We start from the raw sequence: 24,511 nt of genomic DNA, 5'->3' as shown, positions 1-24,511 counted from the left end.
CCTTAATAAAGACCGAGCTCATTCACTCGGTCTTTCCCCATTCAGACGCCAACATTCCAAATACAACATGATCTACATAATGATCGTACAACCATTCTGCTTGTCTGATCGTCCCTTCATTTGTAAAGCCAAGCTTCATCGGAACTCTTTGACTCTTTCGATTTCCGGAAGCGGCACGAATTTCGACTTTGTTCATGTTTAGTTGTCGGAAAGCATAGTTTGTTAAGTCATGGGCCACGGCTGTGACAATGCCTCTACCTTGAACCTTTTCACTCACCCAGTAACCAATGGAGGCTGTTTTATTTGCCCAGTTCAACGTATTAAAACTCGCCATTCCGACTACATGACCGTCATAGATAATAACCGTATGAAGCCCATTGTTATCTGCGTGACTCTGCAAACAGCGTCGAATAAACGTAGCGGTATCACCTACTTCTTTAATATGATCGAGCCAGGGGAGCCATTCTTTTAAGTACGTCCGATTTTCATTCGTTAATGTGAAAATCGCATCAGCATCTTGAAAATCAATTAGTTTCAGTGTCAGTTGTCCTGTTAGTTTACGTGCAAACATGATGGCACATCCTCTTCTCTATGATTGTCGTTCTAGTTGTGCAAGTCGCCTTTCTAACTGTTCTAGTTGTTTCTTCTGTTCCTTCACAGCAGTTATCGCAATGGTGGAAACCGCAAACGTACCTATGATGAGTACTGGCAGTACCGCCAACCCTATAGATTGAAACACTTCCATTCTTATCACCTCATTATGCCTCTTTTCTTTCGACAAAACGAGAGTAAATCCTGCAAAAAAAATAAGAAACCTTCTTTGAGAAAGGCTTCTTATTACTAGCTTATTTTAATTGTTGCACCGCACGTCGAACGGCTTCACTTACTTCTTGTTGATGCTGATTGGTTTGCATACGGTAGGCATCATCAGCATTTGTTAAGTAACCAACTTCAATTAAAACAGCTGGAACATTTGAATCGCGAAGAACTTGGAAATTAGACTGATAGATTCCTCTTGTATAACCAGAGTTTAATCGGCGAATCTCCTTATTAATAACGCTTGCCTCTTTACTAGATTGGTAGTAATGAGTCTCAAAACCACGAACATTCGGATCGGCAAAACTATTAGCATGAATGCTAAGAAACAAATCTGCTTGCGCTTGATTTGCTTGGTTCACTCGACTCGAAAGGGAAACAAACTCATCACCTGTTCGCGTTTCAATAACTTCAATGCCATCTGCTGCTAACGTTCGCTTTAGCTCATCCTTATACGCTTTTACTACATGCTTTTCTAAGAGGCCATTTGCAACGGCACCCGAATCATAACCGCCATGTCCAGCGTCAAGTACGACTTTAAACCCTTGTTTAGCTGTTGGCTTATTAACAATAGGAGTAACTGTAGGTGACGTAACCATAGATTGTATGTAATGAGTATGTATAAATCCAATTGCCCCGTTATAGGTTATTTGCGCCCAGTCATTCCCTAAGTCAATGTAATCAATTTGTGTACCATTTGCCAACTGCCCAAGAACGCTTTCCGATTGTTGTGGTCCAGACCGAACATTTAGTCCACCCGTTGAGGCGATCACACCTGTCTTCGTCTCCACATGCCCTGTTGTTGACGTTGCCTCTGTACTTGTTGCGCCACTAATAAATGCTTTACTTACATAGCCAACTTGTCCAGCATACGTGATTTTAACCCAGTCTGTTGACGTGTTAAAATATTCAATTTTATTTCCAGGTTCGAGCTTCCCAATGATGGAACCTTCTTCAGAAGGAAGATCCCTTACGTTTAATGGCGCATCACTTTGAACGACACCAACGTTTGTGGACGCGCTCACTTGTTCATACGTCATAAACAGGAGTAAGACAATAATCGATAGGGCTGTCACTGTTTTTAAAAAACGCATTCTCCCCCTCCTTTTAAACTACCTATCGTTCATTCCCGAATATTAGGTTAGCTAAACATAGGTTTCTATGAAACTATCAATGATTCTGTAAATCATACCAAATGAGCAACTTATATGATATAGGCTTTTTGGTTGAAGGAGATTTTTGCTAGTTTTGTTCCAATGTATTGCCATGTTTCCCTTTTTACTTGTAGCACTTCCAATTCTTTTAAAGCAAAAGAACATAGCGACAACTGTTCCTATTCTAGGAAACGTTATTTATAGACAAAAAACCAGACTGATTCTGCACATCCCACCGAGTAGTTAGACAGCTGTATAAACGAATCTCGTAGGAAAAGGTAATAGAGAGTGAAAGTACAAACAGCACAAAATAGCGCACCAGACGAGTGAAAACCCAAGGAACCACTGTCTGAAGCGCTTTTTTCACTACTTAGATGTCATTTCCAATGCAACAGTTTTTTCTCAATAAAAACAAGAAGCGCGTTTACCCCTAAACCGATAATAGAGATGGTCAGGATGCCCACATACATATGTGGAATCTGAAATGTATGTTGACTGCTAATAATCAAATAACCCAACCCTGCTTTGGCTCCAATCATTTCCGCAGCAACTAAAACTAAAATAGATGACGCTGCTGCCAGGCGAAGACCGACAAAAATCGTTGGTACAGATGCTGGCAAGATTATCTTCATGAACAAGCGGTAAGGCGTTAACGCTAACGATTTCCCTGCTTTTATATATAAAGGGTCAACATGTCGAACGGCACTAATGGTACTAATGAGAATAGGAAAGAAACATGCGTAGATGACAACAGTGACTTTAGAGAGTTCCCCTATTCCAAGCAACAAGATGAAAACAGGTAACACCGCTAGCGCTGCTGTATTACGAAACAATTCTAAAAGGGGCGTTAACCATTTACTAAACGTCGTAAACCACCCAATTACTAGTCCAAGAGGAATCGCAATGATCATTCCTACTAAAAATCCAATGATCGACCGCGTAAAGCTAGCACTAATGTGTGAAAACAACTGCCCATTTAAAGCTAACTCGAAGCCACTTGCCAGAACAGTAGAGAAAGGTGGCATAAAAACAGCATCAACCATACCCATTCGAGGGGCGATTTCCCATAACAAAAAGAAAAGTGCAATGGCTGTTATGGACTTAAGAAATGATAGACTCTGGAAAGCATAACGGTTAAACCGCGCTGACCACTGCCGATTTGCTTCAGGCACATGGGTTATTCGTTCCATGCATACACCTCCTCCTCTCCATGTAGCAAGTTCCATACGTTTTGTCTATGCATAGCAAATGCTGGTAATGAACGGGGGTCTTCCTTTTTTTTCGTTTCAAATAATGGTGTATCCACAATATGTGAGATTCTTCCAGGTCTTTGACTCATTACCGCGACACGTTGACCGAGGACAATTGCTTCGTCAATGCTGTGTGTAATAAATACAATCGTTTTATTCGTTTTCCTCCAAATCTCCAGTAACTCTAATTGGAGACTTTCTCGTGTTTGGGCATCAAGTGCTCCAAATGGTTCATCCATGAGAAGAACCTCGGGGTCATAGGCTAAGCTTCGTGCAATGGCAACCCGTTGCTTCATTCCTCCCGATAACTGATGGGGATACGTCTCTTCAAACCCTTTTAACCCGACAAGTTCAATATACGAAGCCGCCTTGGCAAGACGTTCTTTTCGCTTTAACCCTAATTCTTCTAAGCCAATGGCTACATTTTCAATTGTTGTTCTCCATGGCAATAGGGCATATTGTTGAAACACAAACCCCCGAGTTAAACTCGGTTTAGACACCTGCTTTCCATTTACAACGATGCGCCCTTGAGTAGGTAGCTGTAACCCAGCAAGCAAATCAAGCAAGGTCGATTTGCCACACCCGCTCGGGCCGACTATAACAAAGAATTCTCCTTTCTCAACAGACAGGCTTAAGTTTGAAATGGCGGTCACGGTCTCGTTTCGGTTTCCTTTAAATTGATGAGTCAAGTTATCTACTTTAATTGCGATGTGTCCCACCTCATTCACTTCCTTCCTCTAATTCGTTCAGGTATGGATTAAACCGATTGGTATACACCTCATCCATTTGTGTTTCACCTTTTGACATTCGCCCCTCTTCGACTAACCAATCTTCCCATCGCTCAAAATCAATCTGACGAATCGCACCTCCAGGAGATTCGATTCCACTGCTTTTCCAGTAGTCAATTAAATCCGTTTGTTCATTTCGACCTCTTGTTTCAACGATAGTTCGCATTCGTTCCCGCACAACTTCTGCTTCATTCTCTTTCATCCATTCAATGGCTCTTGCCATTCCACTGACAAATACCTCGACCGCCTCGGGCTGTTCTTCTATGTAATCATCTCTAAAGACGATACTCCCAGCATTAAATGGACCAAATAAATCGATATCTTTGAAGAGCGGGCGCAAACCTCCTGTTTCCAATGCTTTATCTCGAATAATACCGCTCAACGTCGTTACTTCCAACTGCCCAGAACGCAGCGCCTGTTCACCTGACGCAGGAGGGATAATGATTCGACCGATGTCATCGACCTGACTTTTCGTTAATCCATTCTGTCGCGCATACTCTACTGTTGAAAATTCATGATGGGCACCTAACGTATTAACACCAACATTTCCACCGATTAAATCGTCCGCTTCTTTAATCGGGCTATCTTCCAAGACATAGTATCCTGCATACGTTTCTTCATCGGACCCGTAATAATGAATGACCGATGTCACACCAGCCCCTGCATATTGTAGCTGAAGGATGGCACCGTTAAACGCTCCACCAAACTCTACATCCCCTGTCATCGTTGCTTGAATACTCTCCGGTCCACTCGTTCCATCACCAATCCATTCCAACTTGATTCCATTCATATAACCTAGGTCATCAGCGAGTTCCCACGGCATGACAGTATTTGCTGTTCCTTGGTAACGAAGAACAGGAATTCCTTCTTCCACTTGGGCACTCGTATGGTTTGAACAAGAAGCTAAGACGCAGGCCCCCAACATCATCATCGATTGTTTCCAATTCAACTTAACCAACCCCCTTAACGCTGTAACACCTCTGCAGCATTAGGTTTTTTTAATCCCAAATGATCACGCAACGTTCTTCCTTCATAGTTCGTACGGAACAAGCCTCTTTCTTGCAAAATGGGGATGACTTCCGTAATAAATTCTTCTAGTCCATCTGGTAATAGTGGTGCCATGATATTAAAGCCATCTGCAGCACCATTTTCAAACCAATCCTGCAGCTGATCTGCAATTTGCTCAGGCGTGCCATAGATTTCACGATGGCCTCTTGCACCTGCAATATGTTGATACAGTTGACGAATGGTCAAATTCTCTACTTTGGCCAGTTTCGTCACAAGTTCGAATCGTGTTTTCGCCCCATTATTCGTTTCAACCGGAGGAAGATCGGGGAGTGGTCCATCAAGTGGATAGCCTGTTAAATCAAAGTTTAACAACCCTGATAATAAGCGAAGCCCCGCTTCTTCTGGTATTAATGAGCGGAAATGTGCCGCTTTCTCTTTCGCTTCCTCCTCTGTCTTTCCAATGATCGGCATTACACCCGGCATTACTTTTAAGTCATTCGCATCCCGGCCGTACTTGACCAATCGTTGCTTCACATCACGATAAAATACTTCTGCATCTTTTCTTGTTTTCCAAGCGGTGAAAATAACTTCAGCCGATGAAGCGGCTAATTCTTTCCCAGGTTCAGACGATCCAGCTTGCACAATAACTGGGTGACCTTGAACGGGACGGGGTATATTCAATGGACCAGGAACGGAGAAGAAATGACCTTCATGATCGATCGTTCGCACTTTTGACGAATCTGTAAAACGTCCTGCTTTCTTATCTAAAACAATGGCGTCTTCCTCCCAACTTGCCCAAAGCTTTTTCGCCACCTTCAAGCTTTCCGTTGCACGTTCGTATCGAAGTGCATGGTCATAATGAGCGTCGCGACTAAAATTTAGCGCTTCGTAAGCATTACCGCTCGTTACCACATTCCAGGCCGCTCGACCATGACTTAAATGATCAATGGTTCCAAATGCACGAGCTAGATAATAAGGCTCATAGAAACTCGTCGATGCAGTAGCGCACAATCCAATACGCGACGTTCCATGGGTCATTGCAGATAAGAGAAGAATAGGATCTAATCGGGCCGTCACACTATGTGAGACATCTTCTTCTCGTTTCGTCCGGTCCGCATAATGATCCGCAAAGAACACCATATCAAATAGTCCTTTTTCTGCTAGTTGAGCTAAACGGACATAATAGTCTGCTGAGAGCCACTCCTTTGCATCGTTTGCACTATCCTCGTGCCTCCATGCTGCAACATGGTGACCAGGTGTCATAAGAAAAGCCCCTAAATGCATATGTCGATTTGCCATTACGTACCCACTCCTTCATTTAAATTAAAAAAAACACTATGAAACCTGCTTTAAGCACATCTCCAGTGTTCTGGTCGACTCTGTTTATACGTTTGTATAGGATGCTTGTTTAAGGGATTATTTCACCTTGGAAATAGCCTCATCTATCCTTTTTAATGACTGTGTATCTTGAATGCGCGCAACCCCATTTTCTAGCTGAACATGCTCACTTAAGACGAAAATCGGTTTGATAATAGAGGTAGCTCCAAGTATATGAAGAACTGGAAGCAATGAATATTGTAAAGACAAATAGTGAGCGATACTTCCGCCAGTTGCTACGGGTAATACAACCTTCCCTATTAAGGCTCCTTCAGGCAAAAGATCGAGCAATGCTTTTAGCACGCCAGGAACTGACGCTTTATAAACGGGGCTGCCAATTACAACAATGTCTGCGTTCTCTATCTCTTCTTTCACTTTCTCAATTGCTGGAGACTGAAACCTTGCCTGCATTAAATCATCGGCAGGTACGTCAAGTATGTCAATTGTAGACGTACTATAAGGTACTTCAAACGATTGTTACCGTTTTAAGTACAGCATTCGTTTTTGATAATCGGTTAGGACTTCCTGATAAAAAAAGAACATGCATCCTATCATCACTCCTTTTGAAATAAAATAAGCCCACCACATCATTCTGGTGAGCTTTCGGTTGACCGATCAGCCTAATTTTTATTCAATCTACGTTTCTCTGTACAATCTACTTGTGTGACTTTGCCATTATGTACTGTAATGAGTAATGAACCATATTCAAGCTTTTCTAACTGTGTCACAATCTCATCTACTACTTGTTGCTCCACTTTAATCGCCGGTCACCCTCTCTTAAAATGAATGTGTTCGTCGTTACATAGACTCTAATCTGATTAATCTTATTTGTCAAGTATGAATTATATGAAATATCAAATTTAATTACCTACTTCTAACTTGCTTACTATTCTAGAAAAAAGAGAGTTGCTGACATTGAGCGTCTCTATAAAAGTTTGTTAAGGAACGATCACAGCAACCTAAAAAAAGAGGCATCGACTCAGCCTCCATACGTAAACAGTTTTATTTTCCTTTTTGATGTATGGTCTCACTTTGATACCATATGAAACGAGCCACTGCTCCGGTCACCACAAACGCCAGAAAATGAGGGATCATTTGCTCTATCCCTATTTCAAAGCCTCTAAAGAAACGATACAGCGTCAAGCATACCGTTGTGACCAGTGGAAACAAAACGAGCCATAGAACGAAAATGAGTCTTTTTTTATTCATATCGTTCCTCCTTGCTTTACCTATTTCTTTTTCGCCAAACCCCTCCCCCTCCACACGTAAACCCACATCGTTGATAAAAAGATGCATGTTTTGTATCAAACGTCACAGTGACAACTTCTATACCAACTGTCTCTGCTTCGACTAGCAGACGTTTCACCAATTTAGCACCGATACCAAGACCTTGATACGCTGGGTGGACGATCACGTCTTCTATGTATCCATGCTCTAAACCCATTCCACATAGATAACCAAATGCAATGAGTTCTCCGTGCTTTCCTCTCATCCCTGCCCAAAAGGTACAGCGCTCAAAAAGAAGCGGGTAATCTTGATCTCTTCTTGCCCAGCCTACGCTTTCTCTTAATAGGGGTACTTCTTTATCTTCAATGGAAAGATTTATCATCACGTTATCGTTCATATGCGCTCTCCCTTGTCGTTAGAATAAAAAAACTTCATTCTCATTGTTGTCAGTTTAGACGAAAACAGCCCCTCCAGCGAGAGCAAACAATAGACGAAGGCCAGTTCATAGGAAGTATGCTTTTAAGCGAACACAACTTTATTAATCAAACGTTTAATTAGCTCTCTACTGTTTCACAAAACAACTGTGAACTCTCTTGAATAATTCTCCATTTACTGCACAAGCTAGTAAAAAATTAATAAGGATGGATAACATGGACTATCCAACCATTCACACAAACATATGGGATGGTGTTATTGCCGTTCCCAGCGTGCTTCTACTGACACAAGCTATAAAAATGATGTTTCCGATAAAGTCTGCTTTTGTACCAACTGTTGCAACATTGCTTGGATTATGTATTTCCATCTTTATTAGTCATCCACACAACTTATTGACTGGAATCTTCATGGGATTATTTTATGGAAATGCCGCAGTTGGTGCTTATTCCGGTATCAAAAATTCGTGGGTACAGTTTAGAAAGAGATACAATGAGTAACTGTTGTTATAAGAATTATCCACTACTATGAAACCGTTCTTTTAATTTGATTCAACGAGAGGACATTCTCATACTTAAACACTCTTCGTTGGCGCTTGCTGTGACAATAGGCGACAAACCAGCGCTCTTTCAACTGAAGCACCGTAATCACTCTTTGGGAAATGACTCCCTCTTTATTCAAATAAATTAACGTGACACATTCTTTACGTTCTAACGCCCGATTTAAAACCCCTTTGGTCATAGCAAGCCCTCCCTTATTTTCACTCATTATATACGAACGTACATTCTTATTCAAGAGAAAAAACAGAAAATACGCTCGCGTATCACTGGAAATTTATAGGGATTTATTTGTATGATGTTCGGTTGTTCAAGAAAGTCGTTCTCTTTTCTTTTTAATAAGCAATTCCGACACGAGCCTTTATGTGGGTATGATTTAAAATCTGCATATACGCAAAATCCGCAGTGTCTTTAATGGATATTTTTCTCCCATTTTCAGGTAGGAAATCAACTGTTGTACGGTATTCCCCTTCTGCTTCTGCTTCTGAAAGGGCAGTAGGACAGACAATGGTCCAGTTTAAATTGGTCTGTTTCAGTAAATCATACACTTTATGATGTTCTTTAGCGGCGCGAGTTGACCTCCTCCTTGATTCTGGGGAAGCGTATCTTAATAGATCAACATATTCTCTGCTGTTTAATATACCTGCAGTACCGATTGTTATAATCCTTTTGATTCCTTCTCGTTGCATTTCTTCAATTATTTGAGGCATGCTTTCGGATAACGTAGTAGTTCCATCGGTATTGAGAGCGCTTATGACGACATCAGCATTTTTTATGGCGCCACGTATATCTTCTCGGTTTAATACGTTTCCACGAACTATAGTCAAATGTGCATCATTAAGAAAGCTATCTAGTTTTTCAGGGTCTCGCACAAGAGCTGTAACGTTGTTTTTATCCTTAAGCGCGTTTAGTAGAATAAACCTTCCTACTCGCCCTGTTGCTCCTAAAATGAATAGATTCATACAAACCCTCATTATTTTCACATTTACTTTTTTACTTTAAGCCTACTCTGAAGCACGGTTATTGCATTAAAGCGCAGATGCTTATTCACTATTTTTAAGCATTTTAGCCAAAATTCGTTTTAGCTGCATCAGTTCTTCTTCATTTAAATTCGTTTGCTCTAGAAATCTTAACGGAATCTTAGTTGCTTTCTCTCTAGCCTGCTCACCTTGTTCAGTCAAAGTGACATTTACAACACGCTCGTCACCTTTTGAACGGTTGCGAGCGATGAATTCATTCTCTTCCATTCTTTTCAACATCGGGGTCAAGGTTCCTGAATCCAAAAAGAGACGTTCACCTAGTTCTTTAACGGACATTTCACCACTTTCCCATAACACTAGCAAGACCAAGTACTGCGGATAGGTGACATTAAGTTCTTCCAGCAATGGTCGGTACCGTTTAGTCATCTCCTTGTTTACAGCATACAATGGAAAACAAATTTGGTTATCTAATCTCAATATCTCATTTATCATAGTGGCTCACTCCTAAGGATATTATAGCAATTTCTGAACTGTCATCAAACAAATTGACACAACACAATTAAGTTGTGTACAATTAAATTGCACAAAATTAAAAGGAGTGGGTACGATGGCTTTATATACTGCATCTTCTAAAGCTTCAGGCGGACGTCAGGGAAAGGTAGAATCATCGGACGGTACGTTAAACTTATCGCTTTCATTACCTAAAGGATTAGGCGGAAATGAAAAAGCAGGCACCACGAACCCTGAACAACTCTTTTCTGCTGGCTATGCCGCTTGCTTTGATAGCGCATTGCACTTGGTCGCAGGGCAAAAAAAGAAAAGAATCACTTCTGAAGTTACAGCAGAAATTAGTATTGATAAACAACCGGAGGGATTCGGGTTAAGTGCACAATTAATTGTCGAAATGAATGGTGTGTCTCAGCAAGAAGCAGAAGAACTTGTTGAAAAGGCACACCAAGTATGCCCTTATTCTCGTGCTGTCCAAGGAAATATTGAGGTAAGAAAAAGAGTGATCACTAAATAAAATAAACCTGGAGGAATAGAGCGCTCCTCCGGGTTTTACATTTGTTTGTTTTTAGATGTCATTTGAATAATAAATGAAACGCCTCATAAGCCGTTCTTTTCTGTTACTAACTCATTAGCTCGATACTTTTGATGAAGCTTTTCTTTGCACTCATCCCAGCTCAATGTTTTTGACGTTGTCGAAAATTGAATGTATTGTAACTCATCTGCCAGCTGCCTAGAATGTTTCATTGCTCTTAGGTGTGCTCCATGATTTCTAAAGGCCTTCATGTCTTCAGGGGAATGCCAAATCGACATAGTCCAATACGTTAACATGCCTTCTTTTCGGTACGAAACGTGTTCGAGCCCCTTTGTTTTACGTATTTGAAAATGTGAGCGAACAGTCATCCAAGCAAACGTTGGCAGTGTCCGAATCCCTCTCAAATGTAGTCTTGTAATCGATACAATCATAATCCACCTCTTTTTAACTAAGCTTTACTGACTTCCTGCGTTGAATTGCATGAAAACATCCTCTATGATCATAATAGGAAAGATGACTTACTGAAAGGAAACCATTACATGAAAAAAGGACTAAAATGGATATTTCTTGGTTTTATAGGAATTATCCTTCTTCTAGGGGCAGGTTTCTTCGTCTGGACTCAGTTCACCTATGAGCTGATCAATGCTGAAGGTGTTGAATTAAATGAACCTCTTCCTATAAACGATGATTGGATTATTTATTCTGCTTCTAATGCGGACACCGGGTTCGTTTTGTATCCTGGGGCGAAAGTAGAACCAGAAGCGTATGCTTACCTCGCGCAAGAATTGTCTCAGCAAGGTATAACGGTAGCTATTCCGTCTGTTACGTTAAACCTCTCAATTTTTGATAGTGCTAAAGCAGAAGAGTTAATCCAAAGGGAGCCTGATCTTCATTGGTATATAGGTGGGCATTCTATGGGTGGTGCAGCTGCAGCGATGTATGCAGATAACCACTTGGAGACGATTGAGGGCTTACTTTTATTCGGTTCGTATGCAGCGAGCAATGAATCTTTACACTCCTCTTCTCTCCCAGTCCTTTCTCTTAGTGCATCCGAAGACGGCTTAAGCACACCAGAGAAAATTGAAGATAATAGCAAAAACCTTCCAGATACGACCGACTTTATTGAAATTGAAGGCGGCAACCATGCATATTTTGGTCTATACGGTGAACAAACTGGCGATGGGGATGCACATCTTTCTGTAGCCGAGCAGCAAGAAGCGATCATCGAGATCGTTATTTCTTGGATAACAGAGCAGACAAACGAAAAAAGGAATCGCCCTTAGCGATCCCTTTTTTGTATTAGTTCCTCAATAGATCGTGTATCTGCTTTAAGAATCTCCTCAAAATGAGTTAACGATTGTTGATATTCCTGTTCTGTAAAAGACGCAAAACCGTCCCTAGGAATAATTAAATGATAACCGAGCATGTACGCATCATTCGCAGTAAATTCAATACACATGTTTCCGACAACACCTGTTATAATAAGCGTTTTTGCTTCCATTCTTTTTAAAAGCATATCTAAAGGTGTAGCAAAGAAACCGGAAAATTGAGGCTTCAGAACAGAATATTCATGCTCACTTGGCTTTAATAATGTTGCAATCGGCGAGCCAGGAAGTTCATTTTCGACAATGTAATGATACAGCTGGGTAAATTCAGATTTCCAGTGACCATAATTGTCGTTTACATAGATAACTGGATAACCCTTTTCTTGCATGGTATCTTTTAATTTGGCAATTTGTTGTGCACATGTATAAGACGCATCATAGAGCTTCTCAGCGTCTTTAAAATCAAATGGATTAATTAAATCTACAATTAACAAAACCGTATGCTTATCCAACTCTACACACTTCCTTTTAAAAAATGCGCGCATCCCTATTGGCATGCGCGCATAACTGACCTTTTATTTTTTATCTTCAAACGAAACGCCGTGTTTACGGTAATGGATCTTTACGTGAGACAGTAGTTCATCGGCCCCTGATTGAATAGCGTCCTCTTGGATTGTTTTAATAAGACCCATAACCGATTCTAAATCGCCTTCAACAACCGTTTCCAGTGGTCCTACCTCATATCTAAGACCAGATTTTTCAACCAACTGTAGAGAATGATCAATCATTCCTCCTGTATGGTCTTCTTTAAGGTTCGGCAGAAGCTGAATACCTGCAAGTACTGTTGACATGTTTTCATCATCTCCCTTTTCTCGTCTATACTATTCCCATAACCGTTCCGGAGAGTATCAAAACATTCTTGTCACGATTTAAGCAGGATTCATTCATCCTTTAATAGAAGAAACAGGACAAACACGTTGGAAGGAAGAGATCATATATGACAAGAAACCAAAAAACAAAGATTGTTGTTGGTGCTGGTGAGTATCATAATAACCCTGGATGGCTTCATCTACAAGAAGATGAGCTAAATCTTATAAAGCGAGAAGATTGGCTGACGTACTTTGAGCCATCAAGCCTTTCTGTTATTTTAGCAGAACATGTTTGGGAACACCTTACGATTGAAGAAGGGACTCAAGCTGCCGCTCTTTGTTATGAGTTTTTAAAACCAGGAGGGTATGTTCGTTGTGCCGTACCTGATCGCTATTTCCCTAACGAGGCGTACCAGACTGCTGTACAAATTGGTGGACCAGGCCCCTCAGATCATCCTGCTAGTAGCCATAAAGTCGTTCATACCTATCGTACACTTTGCTCGCTTTTTGAGACTGCCGGCTTTCGCATTTCACTGTTAGAATACCATGATGAGAATGGTCGGTTTCATCAGAATGACTGGAACAAAGAAGATGGTATGATTTATCGCTCAAAACGATTTGACCATCGAAATCAAAATGGTACGCTCCAATTTGCTTCTTTACTAATCGACGCGAGTAAACCCTGACTTAATTAATAATACCGTGATAAACAACCTTTGTCTGAACAGAAACGGTAAATGGAGTGTTGGCATAGTCTTCCTCCCAATTTATCGCTTCCCAATCCTTATAATGATAAGCACGAATATGCTTGCCAAGCCCATAATAATCACAGTTTGCTTCTTGAATGATTCGCAGCACTTCTTCACATTCGAATTGCAACTGTTTTTTTATTTCTTCGTTTAATTTTATGACGTTCTCCTCAATATATAGTGTGTCTTTTGGGTACTCCACCACATTTAAGATTAAATCAAGATCAATGTGAGCGGAAAATTGTTTAGGAGCCATTTTTTTTATTTTTAACGTTCTATTTTTTTCTTCAACATCAACGGTAACATAATTATTTACACGATCTTCTTCGTTTTCGGTTACCCGTAAATTAAAGCGACTCGGTTTTCTCCTGTCCACATCCATTAGCAATAATCGCAACGTTTGATCGGCGTTTATTTCCCCGCTCATGTGATCCTTAGCGAATAACGCTACTCCATCCACCACAACATTCTCATGATCAATCACATGTAATAGCGGCAATACAAAATCAGTACCATTGTCAAACAAGGCGCTTAATACATCCTCCATCGACGCTTTTGGGATTGATTCTACTTCCTCTAGCCCTAAAAGCAAATCTCCTAGATAATTACTAATGAGTGGGGTCTCGGCTACTTTAACGTGCAACGCTTTTTTCGCATCACCTTTAACAACCGCCAAACGAGCATTGGTTGTGGAAAGTGGCGACCGAAAATGGACATCCAGCATAGAATAAATGTTTTCTTCTGCAAGTTGTTGGCTTAAGAGCGTTACACGGTTTTTTGAAGCATATAATTCACCAGATACCTTCCGATCCAGATTCATCCGGCTATCACGAGGCGTGTTACCCATTGCAGAGATTATCGCTGGTTTTTGCGTACTCACTTGCGCTCCACTTTCATTGGGCGCTCCACCAATCGTCACAATGGTCGTTTCAATTAAACCTTCATCCGTCTTATCAAGTGCCTGCGAATAAATGAGGTTAATATCTTTCACAAGTCGCTCATCCCAACAGCCTGTCATTAGAAGCAACGGTATGATCATTAGTATTATTTTCTTCATAATCGCGTCTCCTTTTTCTTAACACTTGATAAAAGAACCAATAAGACAGGAAGTAAGAACGTTAAGTACGCACTTGGCTTATTAATATACGTGACCATTTGGCTAAATTCGTTAATAGAAGTAGGCAAAAACTCAATGGAAAAAGTCACTAACAGAAGAATAATGACGATAAGACGATATCGAGTTGTTTGTAAAAGCTTCATCGTCCCTATAGCACCACAGTAGATAAAGATGACATACGTTGTAATAATGCTAATGGACCAAAAGGATAGAAAAATTAAATCAAGTCTTTCTATAATCGTTAACGAGAAGGATTTAATCATATATAAATAAGGCTCAGGAAGAAGCTTCATTTCTCCATGACTAAAAGTGAGAAAAGAGGTCAGTAACACAATCGTGTAAATAAGTGCTACAGTCCAATGCGCAGCGGACAATACTTTAAATTTTTGCTTTGGTGTTCCTTCCACATGGGGTAAGACAACCGCCACCACAATAAAGCCGTTTATGGAAAACATGGATGCAAATATCCCTTTTGTAATAGCTGAGAAATCAGCTACTCCAAGTGGCAATAGATTTAAATAATCTCCATAAATAAAGGCATACCCTACAATAATAGGAATCGTTAAGACAATAGGAGCCGTCACCACTAGCATACGACCAATTGCTTTAAGCGGAGAAAATAACATAGGTACACATGCTGACAAAAACAAAATCATAAAAATTGGCTCTGGTGTTTTACTTAAAATCCATATGGCAATAAGCTGCGTAAACCCTTTTAAGACAAGCCCCGCTAATAAGGTAAAATAGATCATTAATAAAAGAATAAAAAATTTCCCTATCCATTTTCCACAAACCCTTTCACAGATTTTGAATATCGAGTCATGAGGATAACGTTTGTGTAGCAAATACAAACAATAGAGGACCACTTGAACAACGATGCTTGCAAGTAGTAACGAGATCCACCCGTCCGTTTTTGCAAATTGATAGATATGATTTGGTAATGAAAAAAGACCAACACCGATTTGAGCGTGAACAAAAAACCAATAGAGTTGTGTCTTTCCTAGTGTCGGGGATTGCTCCATAATGAGAATCCTTTCTTATTTTTTTTGATTCCCTTTTAATGGATGACTTGAAGACATTTCCGTGTGACGTTGGATAAGCCAGGTCGGAAAGCGCACCATTGCATCCTTAAGCCCTTTGCGATTAAATGGCGCAATCGGCGTTAGATAGGGAATGCCAAAAGAATCAAGTTTAATTAAGTGCATCAAAATAACAAAAAACGTTAAGACAACACCAATTAATCCAAATGTCGCTGCCGAAAGCATGAGCGGAAAGCGAGATAATCTCACGACTGAACCCATTTCAGGACTAGGAATAACAAAGGAAGAGATTGCCGTAACGGCTACAACGATAATCATAATATTGGATACTAATCCTGCATTTACGACGGCTTCGCCAATGACTAATCCTCCGACAATCCCAATTGTCTGACCAATTGGTGCAGGAAGCCTTAGCCCTGCTTCACGAATTAATTCAATTGTAAATTCCATAATTAACGCTTCAACGAGAGGAGGATAAGGAATGTTCTGTAAAGAACTTTTCACCGATATGATTAACGGCTGTGGGATGATCTCAAAATGAAACGCCACAAGCGAAATATAAAGAGATGGCAATAGAATAGAGATAAGCAACGCAATAGTTCGTATTAGTCTAAAGAAACTACCCAGCACGAAATGAACATTGTAATCATCAACAGATTGCATAAAGCTAAAAAATGATACTGGCAAAATTAATGCTGTTGGGTTTCCTTCTATTAATAAGGCGATTCTTCCCTCTGCTAAATTTCCAACCGTTGAATCTGGACGCTCCGTATAAAGTATCTGCGGGAAAAACGTTTTCTTTGATCCTTGTAAGAGTTCATTCAGCGTTCCAGGTGAGCTAATAATATCTTGTTTTATATCTCTTAGCTTCTTCTTAATGTCTTTTACAATAGTCGAATCCGCTCTCCCTTCGATGTAAACCATTGCGACTTCTTTTTTTAACGATTGACCAACCACTTGCGTTTGAATCACCAAATTTTCAATTCGAGCAGTCTTACGAATTAAACTTAAATTGGTCGTTAAGTCTTCAATAAATCCATCATGGGCTCCTCGTAAAGCTCGGTCATTAATTGGCTCTTCAATGGACCTGTTTTGTGTGCTCGGTGTCTTTAGTGCAAGGTATTGTATGGATGAAGAGCCGAACACAAGAATGGCATGACCAGTCCAGCAAAGAGGCAAGCACTCTTCAGCTGAATGCAGCCTTTCTGTTGATACGATTGCTTGACTTTCTACAGTCGGAAGAGAAGACTCTTCTTTCCGAAAAAATGACTGATATAACGCCTGCTCTAGCCACATTTCATCTACTAGTGTATCTAAATATACAAGGAAAGCTTGCTGGCCTTGTATCGTCAATGGTCGCAGGACGACATCGCTTGAATGATGAAGCTGTTGCCGAAAAAAAGATTCTATTTCAGTTAACGTTTTCATAAACAGTTCCTTTCCTTAGTACAGTTAATTTCTACAAAAAAGACTGTACTTATACAGAAGACGCTTTTTTTGAACGATCCTATAAAAAAACACATTACCTCATGGTAATGTGAACCTGTTTCGTTCTTTTATTAAATTTATTTTGTCTTCGTATCACGCACACCCATTAGGCTACTTTTCCTATTCATTGTTCACATATACGGTCTTACTCTTTCGTTCTACGACTAAAACGGCCGCATATAGCACAAAGAGTATGCCGACAATTTGCCAAAGCGTTAACACTTCTCCTAGAAGGATCATGCCTGTCACCACGGCTACAAGAGGTTCTACCGTAGCTAGAATGGATGCTCTACTTGCTTCTAAATGCTTTAAGCCGATGGTATAGAAAATATAACCTGCTACTGTTGAAATCGAGGCAAGTAGAAAGGCACTAATGAGCACTTCAGCGCTTAAAAACAAATGCCATTTTTGAGTCGTGTTGCTACTCAACACCATAAATACGCTTGCGTAAAAAAACACGTATGTCGTGATCGTCATCACTGAATATTTTTTTGTAACAGGCTTTGTGAGTATACTATACAATGCATAAAAAAAGCCGGATAATAAGCCAAATCCCACTATATATAGGGATACCTCTTGTTGACCAACTGGAAAAAAGCCAACAACAAATGCACAACCTAGTACAGCCATCCCAAGAGCCATTATTTTGCGAAACGTCAATCGTTCTTTAAAAAAGAGACGCGATAGAAGCGTAACAAATACCGGCCCTGTGTAAAGCAACGTAACGGCAACCGATAAACTCGATTCAGAAAACACTTCAAAATAGAAATAATTAAAAAACACAATACTAATGATACCTGCAGATGCAAAGAAAAAGTGATCTTTCCACTGTGCCTTAAGCTGCTCTCGGTAGAAGACAAACATGATTCCGATTAAAAGAACAAATGTACACACAACTCGTATTGTTACAACATCCCAAGGTGTAAATCCCACTTCGTATAAAGGCGCAATGAAAAGACCGATCAAGCCCCAACACGCAGCACCTATGATTGTTGCACCATATATGTAACGTGAACTCATTCAACTTCTCCTCTCTTCCTATATAGGTTTATTCTAGCACGCCTCGTAAAGCCCGTTGCTTTTTTCAAGATACCATTTTAAAGCGGCTTCCTTTCTTTACGTTCGGATAGGTGTCTCATACCTTTTCAACTGTTGATAACGTATATTCTTATTAGAATCAGTGATAAAATGAAAGCGATTGAGGTTAACGCTTCTGTCATTCCCTGAACCTAATTAGTGAATGAGAAACACCAGTAGATAGGAGACTGAAATAAATGGAAATGTCGCAATTACAAAATTTCATTGTCGTTGCCGAAGAGGAGAACATCACGAAGGCAGCCGATTTATTACTACTATCTCAATCGGCTTTAAGCCGCTCCATCCACAACCTCGAAAAAGAATTAGGGGTGCCATTGTTTGACCGAAAAAACCGTAAAATCATCTTAAATCGCTATGGTCGAGCGTTTCTTTTAAACGCCAAGCAAATGGTTCAACATTGGGATCATTCTAAGTTACAGTTAAAAGAGCTCATTGATCCGACAATGGGTAGTATTTCCATCGCTTACGTCCATAGTCTCGGTCTCTCTTATATACCTGCTATGGTTAAAATCTTTAAACAGATTAGCCCTAGTTATTCCCTCTCACTACAAGAGGGAAAAGCATCCACCATCATTAAAGATCTCTTAACCAATACAGTTGATTTTGGTTTCGGAACACAATATAAGACATTTCCAGAGCTTGAATACACTACTTTGTTTACAGATCGCATCGTGCTTATTGCTGCTGCAGATCATCCCTTCGTTAAGCGACAGCCCATTTCCATTGATGAGCTGGAAGCCGAACCATTCATTTCCTACACTCCTGGAACTGAACTAAAAAAATTACTTGATTCTACTTTTTCTTCACAAAATCGAACGCTTCATACCGTTTACGAAGGCTTGGAAATCAATAGTATTGTTGGTCTTGTAAAAGAAAACGAGGGGGTTGCATTCATTGCAGATTCCGTTGTGTCTTCCATTAACGGTATTGAAAAAGTAGACGTTGACGGTCTTACCATTGAACGTCCCATTTATTTAATTCATAAAAAACAGGGCTATTTATCGAAAGCAGCGCTAGCGTTCAAACAATTTATGCTTGAGTACCATGGGCGAAACGGATAAGAGTCTAACATGTGTCTGCGCCTTTTACTGAGTGACTCGAGAAAGGCTTTATATCTATACAGCTAATGCTTCGCTAGTAGCAGTCAAAGCCTGTTATGTAAATATTTCTTAAAGAATCTATGGGTGATTACGGCTATGTTCCTATTTACTGACGCGAAATAATGAGAAGTTGTGGATATCATTGAAAACCTTAGACTAGAGAGCTATACTTGATGAAAACATCGAAAACGAAATCCCAAAGGGGAGTAGCATAATAGTAGCTGTCGTCATTACAGGAGAAATCCTCGGCACTACTGGCAACGTTAAGGTTGCTTGCGAGACCTTTGTCCATTCTGGTGGGCAAAGGTCTTTTTTGTTACCCTTTGCCGCCACCATTAAAGGAGAAGATCATATGGGGAAACTGATGAAGCTTCTAAAATCACAAGCGGTACGTCAAGGGATAAAACAAGCGCAAAAGCACATTGTTCCACTTGTAAAAAAAGAAATCAAAAAAAGAAAAGGATTAAAGTAAGGATGATGCCGAATCCCATTACCTTATACCATTCGTATGCCAAAACGGTTGTCTTCCAAGAAGATAAGTCGACCTATCATGTAAAGGCTCATCATCCAGATTTAACGATTTGCGGCGTAGGAAGAAGCGCTACAGCATTCAAACTAAAAGGAGAACCTCTTGTACTAAAAGTATTTTACCCGCCATATGAAAACATTGCAGAACAAGAACAACATAATTATAGGAAGGTAAAAGATAGCTCTTATTATCCAACGCTCTATGAGAGCGGTTCAAATTATCTTGTCATCGATCATATTGATGGACACACTTTTTTTCAATGTCTAGAAGAAGGCATTCCCATTCTGCCTGATTATGTCCAACAAGTCGACCACGCTCTTTCCTATGCTAAAAAGAAAGGGCTAAACCCGTCTGATATCCATCTCCACAATTTACTTGTGACAAAAGACGACCGTGTTCATATTATTGATATTGCTCGCTTCTCCCAAACAAAAACTTGTTACCAGTGGAATGATTTAAAGGCAGGCTATTACAAACACTATCATAAGGCGTACTTTCCCAGTAAAGTGCCTACATGGATGATGAATCTAGTAGCATCTATTTATCGAAGGGTGCAGTAAAGATAAAGCTGGGCAACGATTCCGTATGCTCAGCTATTTTAATTTATAAAATCACTCTAAAATTTCTATGTAAAATTGTCGATTCATCGGCTGTTTTTTGATAAGTCATGTAAACTCATGGAAATGAATTGCCTTTCAATTCATTAAACAGCTATAATGGTGGAATATCTGTTTATCATCATTTGACGTATATTGTCATTTCTAACAAGCGTAGCCAGAATTCGTGTTTTTTAATAATAGAAAGAAAATGTGTACAGTACACATTACTTTATAAAAGAGATGGTGGAGACATTACTATGGGGTTTTTAACGAAATTCAAAAACAAAAAATACTACAATAAAGTTGATTATACTGTATTAAACGAAAAATCTTTGTCCACAAAAACAGATGTGACTGTTATTGTCCCTGTTTATAACGCCATAGATTTTTTAGAGAAAACCGTTGATTCGGTTATTACACAAAGCATTGGTTTCCACAACATCACTTTAATTCTCGTTGATGATCAATCTTCTGATGGAAGCCGACAATTAATAGAAAACTATTCCCGTCTGTACAAAAATATCGTTAGTGTCCTTTTGCATGAAAACACTGGTACACCTGCCTTCCCAAGAAATTTAGGTGCACATCTGTCGAATTCAACCTATCTTTTCTATTTAGATGCTGACGATTGGTTGCATCGAGAGGGATTGCAAACACTTTATTACCTCTTGGAAGAAACAGGTGGCACGTACGCTGTTGGCAAAACCATCCAAGTCGACGCAAAAGGTGAAACAGTTATTGGTCGTTATGAGTCAAGTAAAGAAAGACGAGAAGTTTCTCCATTTGATATTAAACATTTCTTTTATCATCTTGGACCTCGAGCGAGAATGATGCGATCTAACCTTATTATTGATAATGATATTCGATACCCGGAAATGAAGTTTGCTGAAGATAAGCAGTTTTTTATAGATGTTATTTTGGCAGCTGGAACCGTTACGACAACGACAAAGCCTATTTACTATCTAAACCGAATTGACAATAACGAATCACTGACGAAACAAACTAATTTTATGGAGAAAATGAATTCTAATATCCAAGTCATTAAACATGTTCTTGAAAAAAATCTTCCATCAGAGCAAGAAAAACCAATTATCAATCGTTTAGTTGAGTTTGATTCTATTACTAGAATGTTTGATCGAAACCATTTCTTAAAGTCTAAAGATAAACAATCTTACTATAAAAAGTTTCATGAAGTTATTCAGCTTTTTACGAAGGCAAAACGGAGCTATTCATTAGAAGACACGTTAATTAAACCAATTAATCGACTCTACTTTCAGTTAGCTCTTACAAAGGAATATGATTCATTAGAGCAGTTAGCACATTGGTCAAAAAAAGAAGATAACGGTGCTATTGAGTTAATAAACGGTAAACCATTTAAAGTGCTTCACCTTAAAAACGGTCAACAACTACAAATTCCTATAGCCTTACGATCTGAATTAATTGCTATCGACAAAGAAAACGATGATGTCTTACTAACATTCCAACTAACAGGCAATGACATCCCAACTATTGAGGGCATTCGAATTATTGGTCGTTCCAGTGTTTTAAATGCAAAAACCATCCACCCTATTCTTGAGCAGCAAGAGAGTGGTAAACTGGATATACGTTTGAATGCTTCAGAGCTAGCGAGTATGCCTGTGGATGGGTACATTTTTAAACTAGCTCATTCGGATTACGAAAGCGCAATGGTACCAACTAAACTAGAAGTAAAAACAAGGCTTCCGATAGATAGCAGTAAAAATGCTCATTTCTACACAACGATCAACGGAAACCTGAGCCTTAAAATAAAAAAAGCGTAAAAAGAAGAAGCTTTCTTAACAGAGAAAGCTCCTTTTTTCATATAAGGGATTACACTGTTTTCGGTGCCACTAGTTCTACTTTTATCCGATCTGGATCTTCAAAGTACACAGCATAATGGTCACGCCCCCCTGAAAATGGGTAGCTGTTTTCATAGAGTATAGGCACTTGCATGGCTCTTAAACGGTTGGTCATCTCATCGACATGCGCTTTTGATGCTGCATGAAATGCAAGATGATTTAACCCCACCTGTTTTCGATGATAAGGCTTATTACGGTACTTCTCTTCAACCTGAACAAAAACGATGTATGTTTCTTCTAGCTTCCAGCTCTTTCCTTGTTCCCACTCTTGAAAAGCTTCATACCCTAATTCTTCTAAAAACCAGCCCCAAAAAGCCAAACTTTTAGGCAAATCTGTAACATATAATTCTACGTGATGGAGTAACCCTGTCTTCACTGTTTACTCCCTTCTATTTGCGGCATTGCACTCAAGTGCTCATGGATCAGCTTCCACTCCCCATTTTCCAAAACAAATGCATTTGTTGCTCGTCCTTTTCCTGATACAAATACTCCGTCTTGATACCCTTTATAAGTGTACGTATATGTGCACATCGCAGCTTGTTCTGTTGTGATCATCCACTTCACCTCTGTTGCCTCATACACTTCTTCTTTAATATGTGTCCAAGCTGTTTCAAAGAAGGTTTTGATGTCTTTTCGAGTGACACAATTTTGATTCGTAAACCAAAAAACAGCTTCTGAATGTAACACTTTCTCTACCTCACTAAAACGATGTGTGTTTGTTGCCTCTATGTAACGTTCTAATGCTTGCTCATAATGCATGTCATGATCATCCTTTTTTACTTAAACATTATCACAGAACATACATTCTGTATAGATGAAAAAACCAAGTGGGATTTTTCCCATCTTGGTCTAATAAAAGAATAAATCAAAATCCTATGCTACATCCCTATCAGAATCGTTCTGGTCTTTTCCGTTCATAATGAGCGCAATGGCTCCGTCACCTGTCACATTTGTTGCTGTACCAAAACTATCCTGCGCAAGATACAGCGCAATCATTAAGGCAATAGCTGCTTCGTTAAACCCTAACATTGAAGAAAGGATACCAACGGCTGCCATTACCGCTCCACCTGGTACACCTGGGGCGGCAATCATAATAATACCTAGCATCAGAATAACCGGAATCATTCCAACAAATCCAGGAAACTCAAGACCTGGCATCATATACATCACAGCTGTGGCAGCTGTAAGAATGGTGATTGTACTTCCTGACAGATGAATATTGGCGCATAACGGCACTACAAAGTCAGCAATTGAGTCTTTGATTCGATTTTTCTTCACTGCGTTAACGGTCACAGGAATGGTCGCTGCACTACTCATTGTTCCAAGCGCTGTCACATAAGCAGGAACCATGTTTTTCATTAATCGAAATGGATTTTCTTTATTCACAATTCCAGCAACTGTGTATTGAATAACCAGCCAAATCAGATGCATACTCACAGCAAGAGCGAGCACTACTCCAAATACTCCAAGCGTTTCAAATACTGCTCCTTCGTAAGCCATCTCGGCTAAAACACCCGCAATATAAAATGGAAGTAACGGAATAATGGCTTTTCGAATAATCATTTCAATCATGCTTTGACCTTCATCAATGACGCGTTTAAACGAAGTAGCTTCAGTAGCTGCGATACCAACGCCTAAAACAAATGCAAGAACTAAAGCCGTTAACACTCCAGCTATCGGCTCAATTTCAAATTCAATAAACCCACGCAATCCTTCCGGTGCTGCCGCTTCTGACCCTGAAAGCCCAATGAGCGGAAATACATACATAGCTACAGATACAGCAAAGGCTCCAGCTAAAATGGTTGACAAATAGGCAATGCCAATTGTTGAACCAAGTAACTTTCCTCCTCCTTTTCCAAGATTCGCAATTCCAGCAGCAATAAAAAAGATAATAATAAGCGGGACCATAAAGAAAATAAAGCTGCCAATAATATCACTGATCGTCACCATGAATCGAGCAACCCGTTCATTTGCAACAAGTCCAATGATAATTCCTCCAGCAATCCCCATTAACAAACGTAAAATTAACTTCATTCTCTCTCTCCCTCAATCATTCTGTATTTATACAAAGGATGTTTGTCATTATAGC

At 39.8% G+C, this 24,511-nt stretch carries 30 protein-coding genes and 1 pseudogene; 7 read left to right on the top strand and 24 right to left on the bottom strand.

The genetic code is table 11. From position 1 onward, the window contains the following. Positions 1 to 22: 22 nt before the first annotated feature. The 11 genes and pseudogenes from PQ477_RS10525 to PQ477_RS10475 form a co-directional block, all read right to left on the bottom strand. Positions 23 to 571: a GNAT family N-acetyltransferase gene (locus PQ477_RS10525; protein WP_035392813.1), complete on the bottom strand. Its 549-nt coding sequence runs from the start codon at positions 569 to 571 to the stop codon at positions 23 to 25. An 18-nt stretch (positions 572 to 589) separates the two neighbouring features. Beyond that, positions 590 to 745 (bottom strand): hypothetical protein, encoded by a 156-nt coding sequence (locus tag PQ477_RS10520; RefSeq protein ID WP_274271689.1) that lies wholly within the window; start codon positions 743 to 745, stop codon positions 590 to 592. Positions 746 to 845: 100 nt separating this feature from the next. After that, positions 846 to 1,910, bottom strand: coding sequence for an N-acetylmuramoyl-L-alanine amidase family protein (locus tag PQ477_RS10515; protein ID WP_274271688.1), 1,065 nt, complete (start codon positions 1,908 to 1,910; stop codon positions 846 to 848). Between the two features lie 437 nt (positions 1,911 to 2,347). Then, a complete protein-coding gene (locus PQ477_RS10510) occupies positions 2,348 to 3,160 on the bottom strand; it encodes an ABC transporter permease (protein ID WP_274271687.1) in 813 nt (270 codons plus the stop codon). Continuing rightward, on the bottom strand, positions 3,148 to 3,930 hold the full coding sequence (locus PQ477_RS10505; RefSeq protein WP_187204393.1) for an ABC transporter ATP-binding protein: 783 nt from the start codon (positions 3,928 to 3,930) through the stop codon (positions 3,148 to 3,150). Before PQ477_RS10505 ends, PQ477_RS10510 begins: the two co-directional genes overlap by 13 nt. A gap of 10 nt (positions 3,931 to 3,940) precedes the next feature. Next, the gene (locus tag PQ477_RS10500; protein ID WP_144557818.1) at positions 3,941 to 4,957 is read right to left on the bottom strand and encodes an ABC transporter substrate-binding protein; all 1,017 of its coding nucleotides are present in this window, start codon (positions 4,955 to 4,957) and stop codon (positions 3,941 to 3,943) included. Between the two features lie 14 nt (positions 4,958 to 4,971). After that, positions 4,972 to 6,315 (bottom strand): LLM class flavin-dependent oxidoreductase, encoded by a 1,344-nt coding sequence (locus tag PQ477_RS10495; protein WP_060704147.1) that lies wholly within the window; start codon positions 6,313 to 6,315, stop codon positions 4,972 to 4,974. 117 nt (positions 6,316 to 6,432) lie between these two features. Beyond that, positions 6,433 to 6,849: pseudogene (locus tag PQ477_RS10490) on the bottom strand (NAD(P)H-dependent oxidoreductase); the annotation flags it as partial. 164 nt (positions 6,850 to 7,013) lie between these two features. Then, positions 7,014 to 7,121, bottom strand: coding sequence for a DUF2292 domain-containing protein (locus tag PQ477_RS10485; RefSeq protein ID WP_246117186.1), 108 nt, complete (start codon positions 7,119 to 7,121; stop codon positions 7,014 to 7,016). Between the two features lie 274 nt (positions 7,122 to 7,395). Continuing rightward, positions 7,396 to 7,602 carry a hypothetical protein gene (locus tag PQ477_RS10480; protein ID WP_274273531.1) on the bottom strand — a complete coding sequence of 69 codons (207 nt, stop codon included), beginning with the start codon at positions 7,600 to 7,602 and terminating at the stop codon, positions 7,396 to 7,398. A 16-nt stretch (positions 7,603 to 7,618) separates the two neighbouring features. Then, complete coding sequence (locus PQ477_RS10475; protein WP_144557812.1) at positions 7,619 to 8,017, bottom strand: GNAT family N-acetyltransferase; 399 nt, start codon at positions 8,015 to 8,017, stop codon at positions 7,619 to 7,621. Between the two features lie 253 nt (positions 8,018 to 8,270). On the opposite strand from PQ477_RS10475, the gene PQ477_RS10470 reads away from it, so the two are divergent. Further along, the gene (locus PQ477_RS10470; protein WP_035392820.1) at positions 8,271 to 8,552 is read left to right on the top strand and encodes a hypothetical protein; all 282 of its coding nucleotides are present in this window, start codon (positions 8,271 to 8,273) and stop codon (positions 8,550 to 8,552) included. Positions 8,553 to 8,577: 25 nt separating this feature from the next. Here PQ477_RS10470 and PQ477_RS10465 read toward each other — a convergent pair whose 3' ends face one another. From PQ477_RS10465 to PQ477_RS10455, 3 genes are all read right to left on the bottom strand, one after another. Continuing rightward, positions 8,578 to 8,793: a WYL domain-containing protein gene (locus PQ477_RS10465; protein ID WP_035392821.1), complete on the bottom strand. Its 216-nt coding sequence runs from the start codon at positions 8,791 to 8,793 to the stop codon at positions 8,578 to 8,580. A gap of 151 nt (positions 8,794 to 8,944) precedes the next feature. Further along, complete coding sequence (locus tag PQ477_RS10460; RefSeq protein WP_144557810.1) at positions 8,945 to 9,571, bottom strand: NAD(P)-dependent oxidoreductase; 627 nt, start codon at positions 9,569 to 9,571, stop codon at positions 8,945 to 8,947. An 81-nt stretch (positions 9,572 to 9,652) separates the two neighbouring features. Then, entirely contained in the window at positions 9,653 to 10,081 is a 429-nt protein-coding gene (locus PQ477_RS10455; RefSeq protein ID WP_144557808.1) for a MarR family winged helix-turn-helix transcriptional regulator, read from the bottom strand. 115 nt (positions 10,082 to 10,196) lie between these two features. Here PQ477_RS10455 and PQ477_RS10450 point away from each other — a divergent pair, with 115 nt between their 5' ends. After that, positions 10,197 to 10,613, top strand: a complete 417-nt coding sequence (locus PQ477_RS10450) for an organic hydroperoxide resistance protein (protein ID WP_144557806.1) — start codon at positions 10,197 to 10,199, stop codon at positions 10,611 to 10,613. Positions 10,614 to 10,696: 83 nt separating this feature from the next. Here the strand turns inward: PQ477_RS10450 and PQ477_RS10445 are convergent, their stop codons facing one another. Continuing rightward, positions 10,697 to 11,062, bottom strand: coding sequence for a DUF3291 domain-containing protein (locus PQ477_RS10445; protein ID WP_035392823.1), 366 nt, complete (start codon positions 11,060 to 11,062; stop codon positions 10,697 to 10,699). A 108-nt stretch (positions 11,063 to 11,170) separates the two neighbouring features. Here PQ477_RS10445 and PQ477_RS10440 point away from each other — a divergent pair, with 108 nt between their 5' ends. Then, positions 11,171 to 11,914, top strand: a complete 744-nt coding sequence (locus PQ477_RS10440) for an alpha/beta family hydrolase (protein WP_274273530.1) — start codon at positions 11,171 to 11,173, stop codon at positions 11,912 to 11,914. Here PQ477_RS10440 and PQ477_RS10435 read toward each other — a convergent pair. Both PQ477_RS10435 and PQ477_RS10430 read right to left on the bottom strand, forming a co-directional pair. Beyond that, entirely contained in the window at positions 11,911 to 12,468 is a 558-nt protein-coding gene (locus PQ477_RS10435) for a cysteine hydrolase family protein (protein ID WP_246117108.1), read from the bottom strand. The two genes, PQ477_RS10440 and PQ477_RS10435, sit on opposite strands and share 4 nt — an antisense overlap. Positions 12,469 to 12,531: 63 nt before the next feature. Then, positions 12,532 to 12,807, bottom strand: coding sequence for a thiamine-binding protein (locus PQ477_RS10430; RefSeq protein WP_035392824.1), 276 nt, complete (start codon positions 12,805 to 12,807; stop codon positions 12,532 to 12,534). Positions 12,808 to 12,953: 146 nt separating this feature from the next. Between PQ477_RS10430 and PQ477_RS10425 the strand changes: the two genes are divergently transcribed. Beyond that, positions 12,954 to 13,511, top strand: a complete 558-nt coding sequence (locus tag PQ477_RS10425; protein WP_035392825.1) for a class I SAM-dependent methyltransferase — start codon at positions 12,954 to 12,956, stop codon at positions 13,509 to 13,511. 1 nt (position 13,512) lies between these two features. Here the strand turns inward: PQ477_RS10425 and PQ477_RS10420 are convergent, their stop codons facing one another. The 4 genes from PQ477_RS10420 to PQ477_RS10405 all read right to left on the bottom strand — a co-directional run bounded on the left by PQ477_RS10420 (position 13,513) and on the right by PQ477_RS10405 (position 18,239). After that, entirely contained in the window at positions 13,513 to 14,631 is a 1,119-nt protein-coding gene (locus PQ477_RS10420) for a Ger(x)C family spore germination protein (RefSeq protein ID WP_035392826.1), read from the bottom strand. After that, positions 14,628 to 15,713 carry a GerAB/ArcD/ProY family transporter gene (locus PQ477_RS10415; protein WP_035392827.1) on the bottom strand — a complete coding sequence of 362 codons (1,086 nt, stop codon included), beginning with the start codon at positions 15,711 to 15,713 and terminating at the stop codon, positions 14,628 to 14,630. Before PQ477_RS10415 ends, PQ477_RS10420 begins: the two co-directional genes overlap by 4 nt. Before the next feature lie 15 nt (positions 15,714 to 15,728). Next, the gene (locus PQ477_RS10410) at positions 15,729 to 17,159 is read right to left on the bottom strand and encodes a spore germination protein (protein ID WP_144557800.1); all 1,431 of its coding nucleotides are present in this window, start codon (positions 17,157 to 17,159) and stop codon (positions 15,729 to 15,731) included. Between the two features lie 180 nt (positions 17,160 to 17,339). Beyond that, positions 17,340 to 18,239 carry a DMT family transporter gene (locus PQ477_RS10405; protein WP_274273529.1) on the bottom strand — a complete coding sequence of 300 codons (900 nt, stop codon included), beginning with the start codon at positions 18,237 to 18,239 and terminating at the stop codon, positions 17,340 to 17,342. A 254-nt stretch (positions 18,240 to 18,493) separates the two neighbouring features. On the opposite strand from PQ477_RS10405, the gene PQ477_RS10400 reads away from it, so the two are divergent. From PQ477_RS10400 to PQ477_RS10390, 3 genes are all read left to right on the top strand, one after another. Continuing rightward, entirely contained in the window at positions 18,494 to 19,378 is an 885-nt protein-coding gene (locus PQ477_RS10400) for a LysR family transcriptional regulator (protein WP_144557798.1), read from the top strand. Between the two features lie 513 nt (positions 19,379 to 19,891). Next, on the top strand, positions 19,892 to 20,506 hold the full coding sequence (locus PQ477_RS10395; RefSeq protein ID WP_274273528.1) for a protein kinase family protein: 615 nt from the start codon (positions 19,892 to 19,894) through the stop codon (positions 20,504 to 20,506). Positions 20,507 to 20,802: 296 nt separating this feature from the next. Then, the gene (locus PQ477_RS10390) at positions 20,803 to 22,344 is read left to right on the top strand and encodes a glycosyltransferase family 2 protein (RefSeq protein ID WP_274273527.1); all 1,542 of its coding nucleotides are present in this window, start codon (positions 20,803 to 20,805) and stop codon (positions 22,342 to 22,344) included. A 49-nt stretch (positions 22,345 to 22,393) separates the two neighbouring features. On the opposite strand, the gene PQ477_RS10385 is transcribed toward PQ477_RS10390, so the two are convergent. The 3 genes from PQ477_RS10385 to PQ477_RS10375 form a co-directional block, all read right to left on the bottom strand. Beyond that, positions 22,394 to 22,798, bottom strand: coding sequence for a VOC family protein (locus PQ477_RS10385; RefSeq protein ID WP_035392832.1), 405 nt, complete (start codon positions 22,796 to 22,798; stop codon positions 22,394 to 22,396). Continuing rightward, on the bottom strand, positions 22,795 to 23,181 hold the full coding sequence (locus PQ477_RS10380) for a YybH family protein (protein ID WP_274273526.1): 387 nt from the start codon (positions 23,179 to 23,181) through the stop codon (positions 22,795 to 22,797). Before PQ477_RS10380 ends, PQ477_RS10385 begins: the two co-directional genes overlap by 4 nt. A 114-nt stretch (positions 23,182 to 23,295) precedes the next feature. After that, positions 23,296 to 24,456, bottom strand: a complete 1,161-nt coding sequence (locus PQ477_RS10375; RefSeq protein ID WP_144557794.1) for a dicarboxylate/amino acid:cation symporter — start codon at positions 24,454 to 24,456, stop codon at positions 23,296 to 23,298. Positions 24,457 to 24,511: the final 55 nt, after the last annotated feature.

Source organism: Shouchella hunanensis (genome assembly GCF_028735875.1).
GTDB lineage: Bacteria > Bacillota > Bacilli > Bacillales > Bacillaceae_D > Shouchella > Shouchella hunanensis.
This window is presented reverse-complemented; position numbering and strand designations above follow the sequence as displayed.

Bases quoted from the DNA above. Each gene is read 5' to 3' on its own strand.
- PQ477_RS10525 (WP_035392813.1), bottom strand. From the start codon at position 571: ATGTTTGCACGTAAACTAACAGGACAACTGACACTGAAACTAATTGAT.
- PQ477_RS10520 (WP_274271689.1), bottom strand. From the start codon at position 745: ATGGAAGTGTTTCAATCTATAGGGTTGGCGGTACTGCCAGTACTCATC.
- PQ477_RS10515 (WP_274271688.1), bottom strand. From the start codon at position 1,910: ATGCGTTTTTTAAAAACAGTGACAGCCCTATCGATTATTGTCTTACTC.
- PQ477_RS10510 (WP_274271687.1), bottom strand. From the start codon at position 3,160: ATGGAACGAATAACCCATGTGCCTGAAGCAAATCGGCAGTGGTCAGCG.
- PQ477_RS10495 (WP_060704147.1), bottom strand. From the start codon at position 6,315: ATGGCAAATCGACATATGCATTTAGGGGCTTTTCTTATGACACCTGGT.
- PQ477_RS10480 (WP_274273531.1), bottom strand. From the start codon at position 7,602: ATGAATAAAAAAAGACTCATTTTCGTTCTATGGCTCGTTTTGTTTCCA.
- PQ477_RS10475 (WP_144557812.1), bottom strand. From the start codon at position 8,017: ATGAACGATAACGTGATGATAAATCTTTCCATTGAAGATAAAGAAGTA.
- PQ477_RS10470 (WP_035392820.1), top strand. From the start codon at position 8,271: ATGGACTATCCAACCATTCACACAAACATATGGGATGGTGTTATTGCC.
- PQ477_RS10465 (WP_035392821.1), bottom strand. From the start codon at position 8,793: ATGACCAAAGGGGTTTTAAATCGGGCGTTAGAACGTAAAGAATGTGTC.
- PQ477_RS10460 (WP_144557810.1), bottom strand. From the start codon at position 9,571: ATGAATCTATTCATTTTAGGAGCAACAGGGCGAGTAGGAAGGTTTATT.
- PQ477_RS10455 (WP_144557808.1), bottom strand. From the start codon at position 10,081: ATGATAAATGAGATATTGAGATTAGATAACCAAATTTGTTTTCCATTG.
- PQ477_RS10450 (WP_144557806.1), top strand. From the start codon at position 10,197: ATGGCTTTATATACTGCATCTTCTAAAGCTTCAGGCGGACGTCAGGGA.
- PQ477_RS10445 (WP_035392823.1), bottom strand. From the start codon at position 11,062: ATGATTGTATCGATTACAAGACTACATTTGAGAGGGATTCGGACACTG.
- PQ477_RS10440 (WP_274273530.1), top strand. From the start codon at position 11,171: ATGAAAAAAGGACTAAAATGGATATTTCTTGGTTTTATAGGAATTATC.
- PQ477_RS10430 (WP_035392824.1), bottom strand. From the start codon at position 12,807: ATGTCAACAGTACTTGCAGGTATTCAGCTTCTGCCGAACCTTAAAGAA.
- PQ477_RS10425 (WP_035392825.1), top strand. From the start codon at position 12,954: ATGACAAGAAACCAAAAAACAAAGATTGTTGTTGGTGCTGGTGAGTAT.
- PQ477_RS10420 (WP_035392826.1), bottom strand. From the start codon at position 14,631: ATGAAGAAAATAATACTAATGATCATACCGTTGCTTCTAATGACAGGC.
- PQ477_RS10415 (WP_035392827.1), bottom strand. From the start codon at position 15,713: ATGGAGCAATCCCCGACACTAGGAAAGACACAACTCTATTGGTTTTTT.
- PQ477_RS10410 (WP_144557800.1), bottom strand. From the start codon at position 17,159: ATGAAAACGTTAACTGAAATAGAATCTTTTTTTCGGCAACAGCTTCAT.
- PQ477_RS10405 (WP_274273529.1), bottom strand. From the start codon at position 18,239: ATGAGTTCACGTTACATATATGGTGCAACAATCATAGGTGCTGCGTGT.
- PQ477_RS10400 (WP_144557798.1), top strand. From the start codon at position 18,494: ATGGAAATGTCGCAATTACAAAATTTCATTGTCGTTGCCGAAGAGGAG.
- PQ477_RS10395 (WP_274273528.1), top strand. From the start codon at position 19,892: ATGATGCCGAATCCCATTACCTTATACCATTCGTATGCCAAAACGGTT.
- PQ477_RS10390 (WP_274273527.1), top strand. From the start codon at position 20,803: ATGGGGTTTTTAACGAAATTCAAAAACAAAAAATACTACAATAAAGTT.
- PQ477_RS10380 (WP_274273526.1), bottom strand. From the start codon at position 23,181: ATGCATTATGAGCAAGCATTAGAACGTTACATAGAGGCAACAAACACA.
- PQ477_RS10375 (WP_144557794.1), bottom strand. From the start codon at position 24,456: ATGAAGTTAATTTTACGTTTGTTAATGGGGATTGCTGGAGGAATTATC.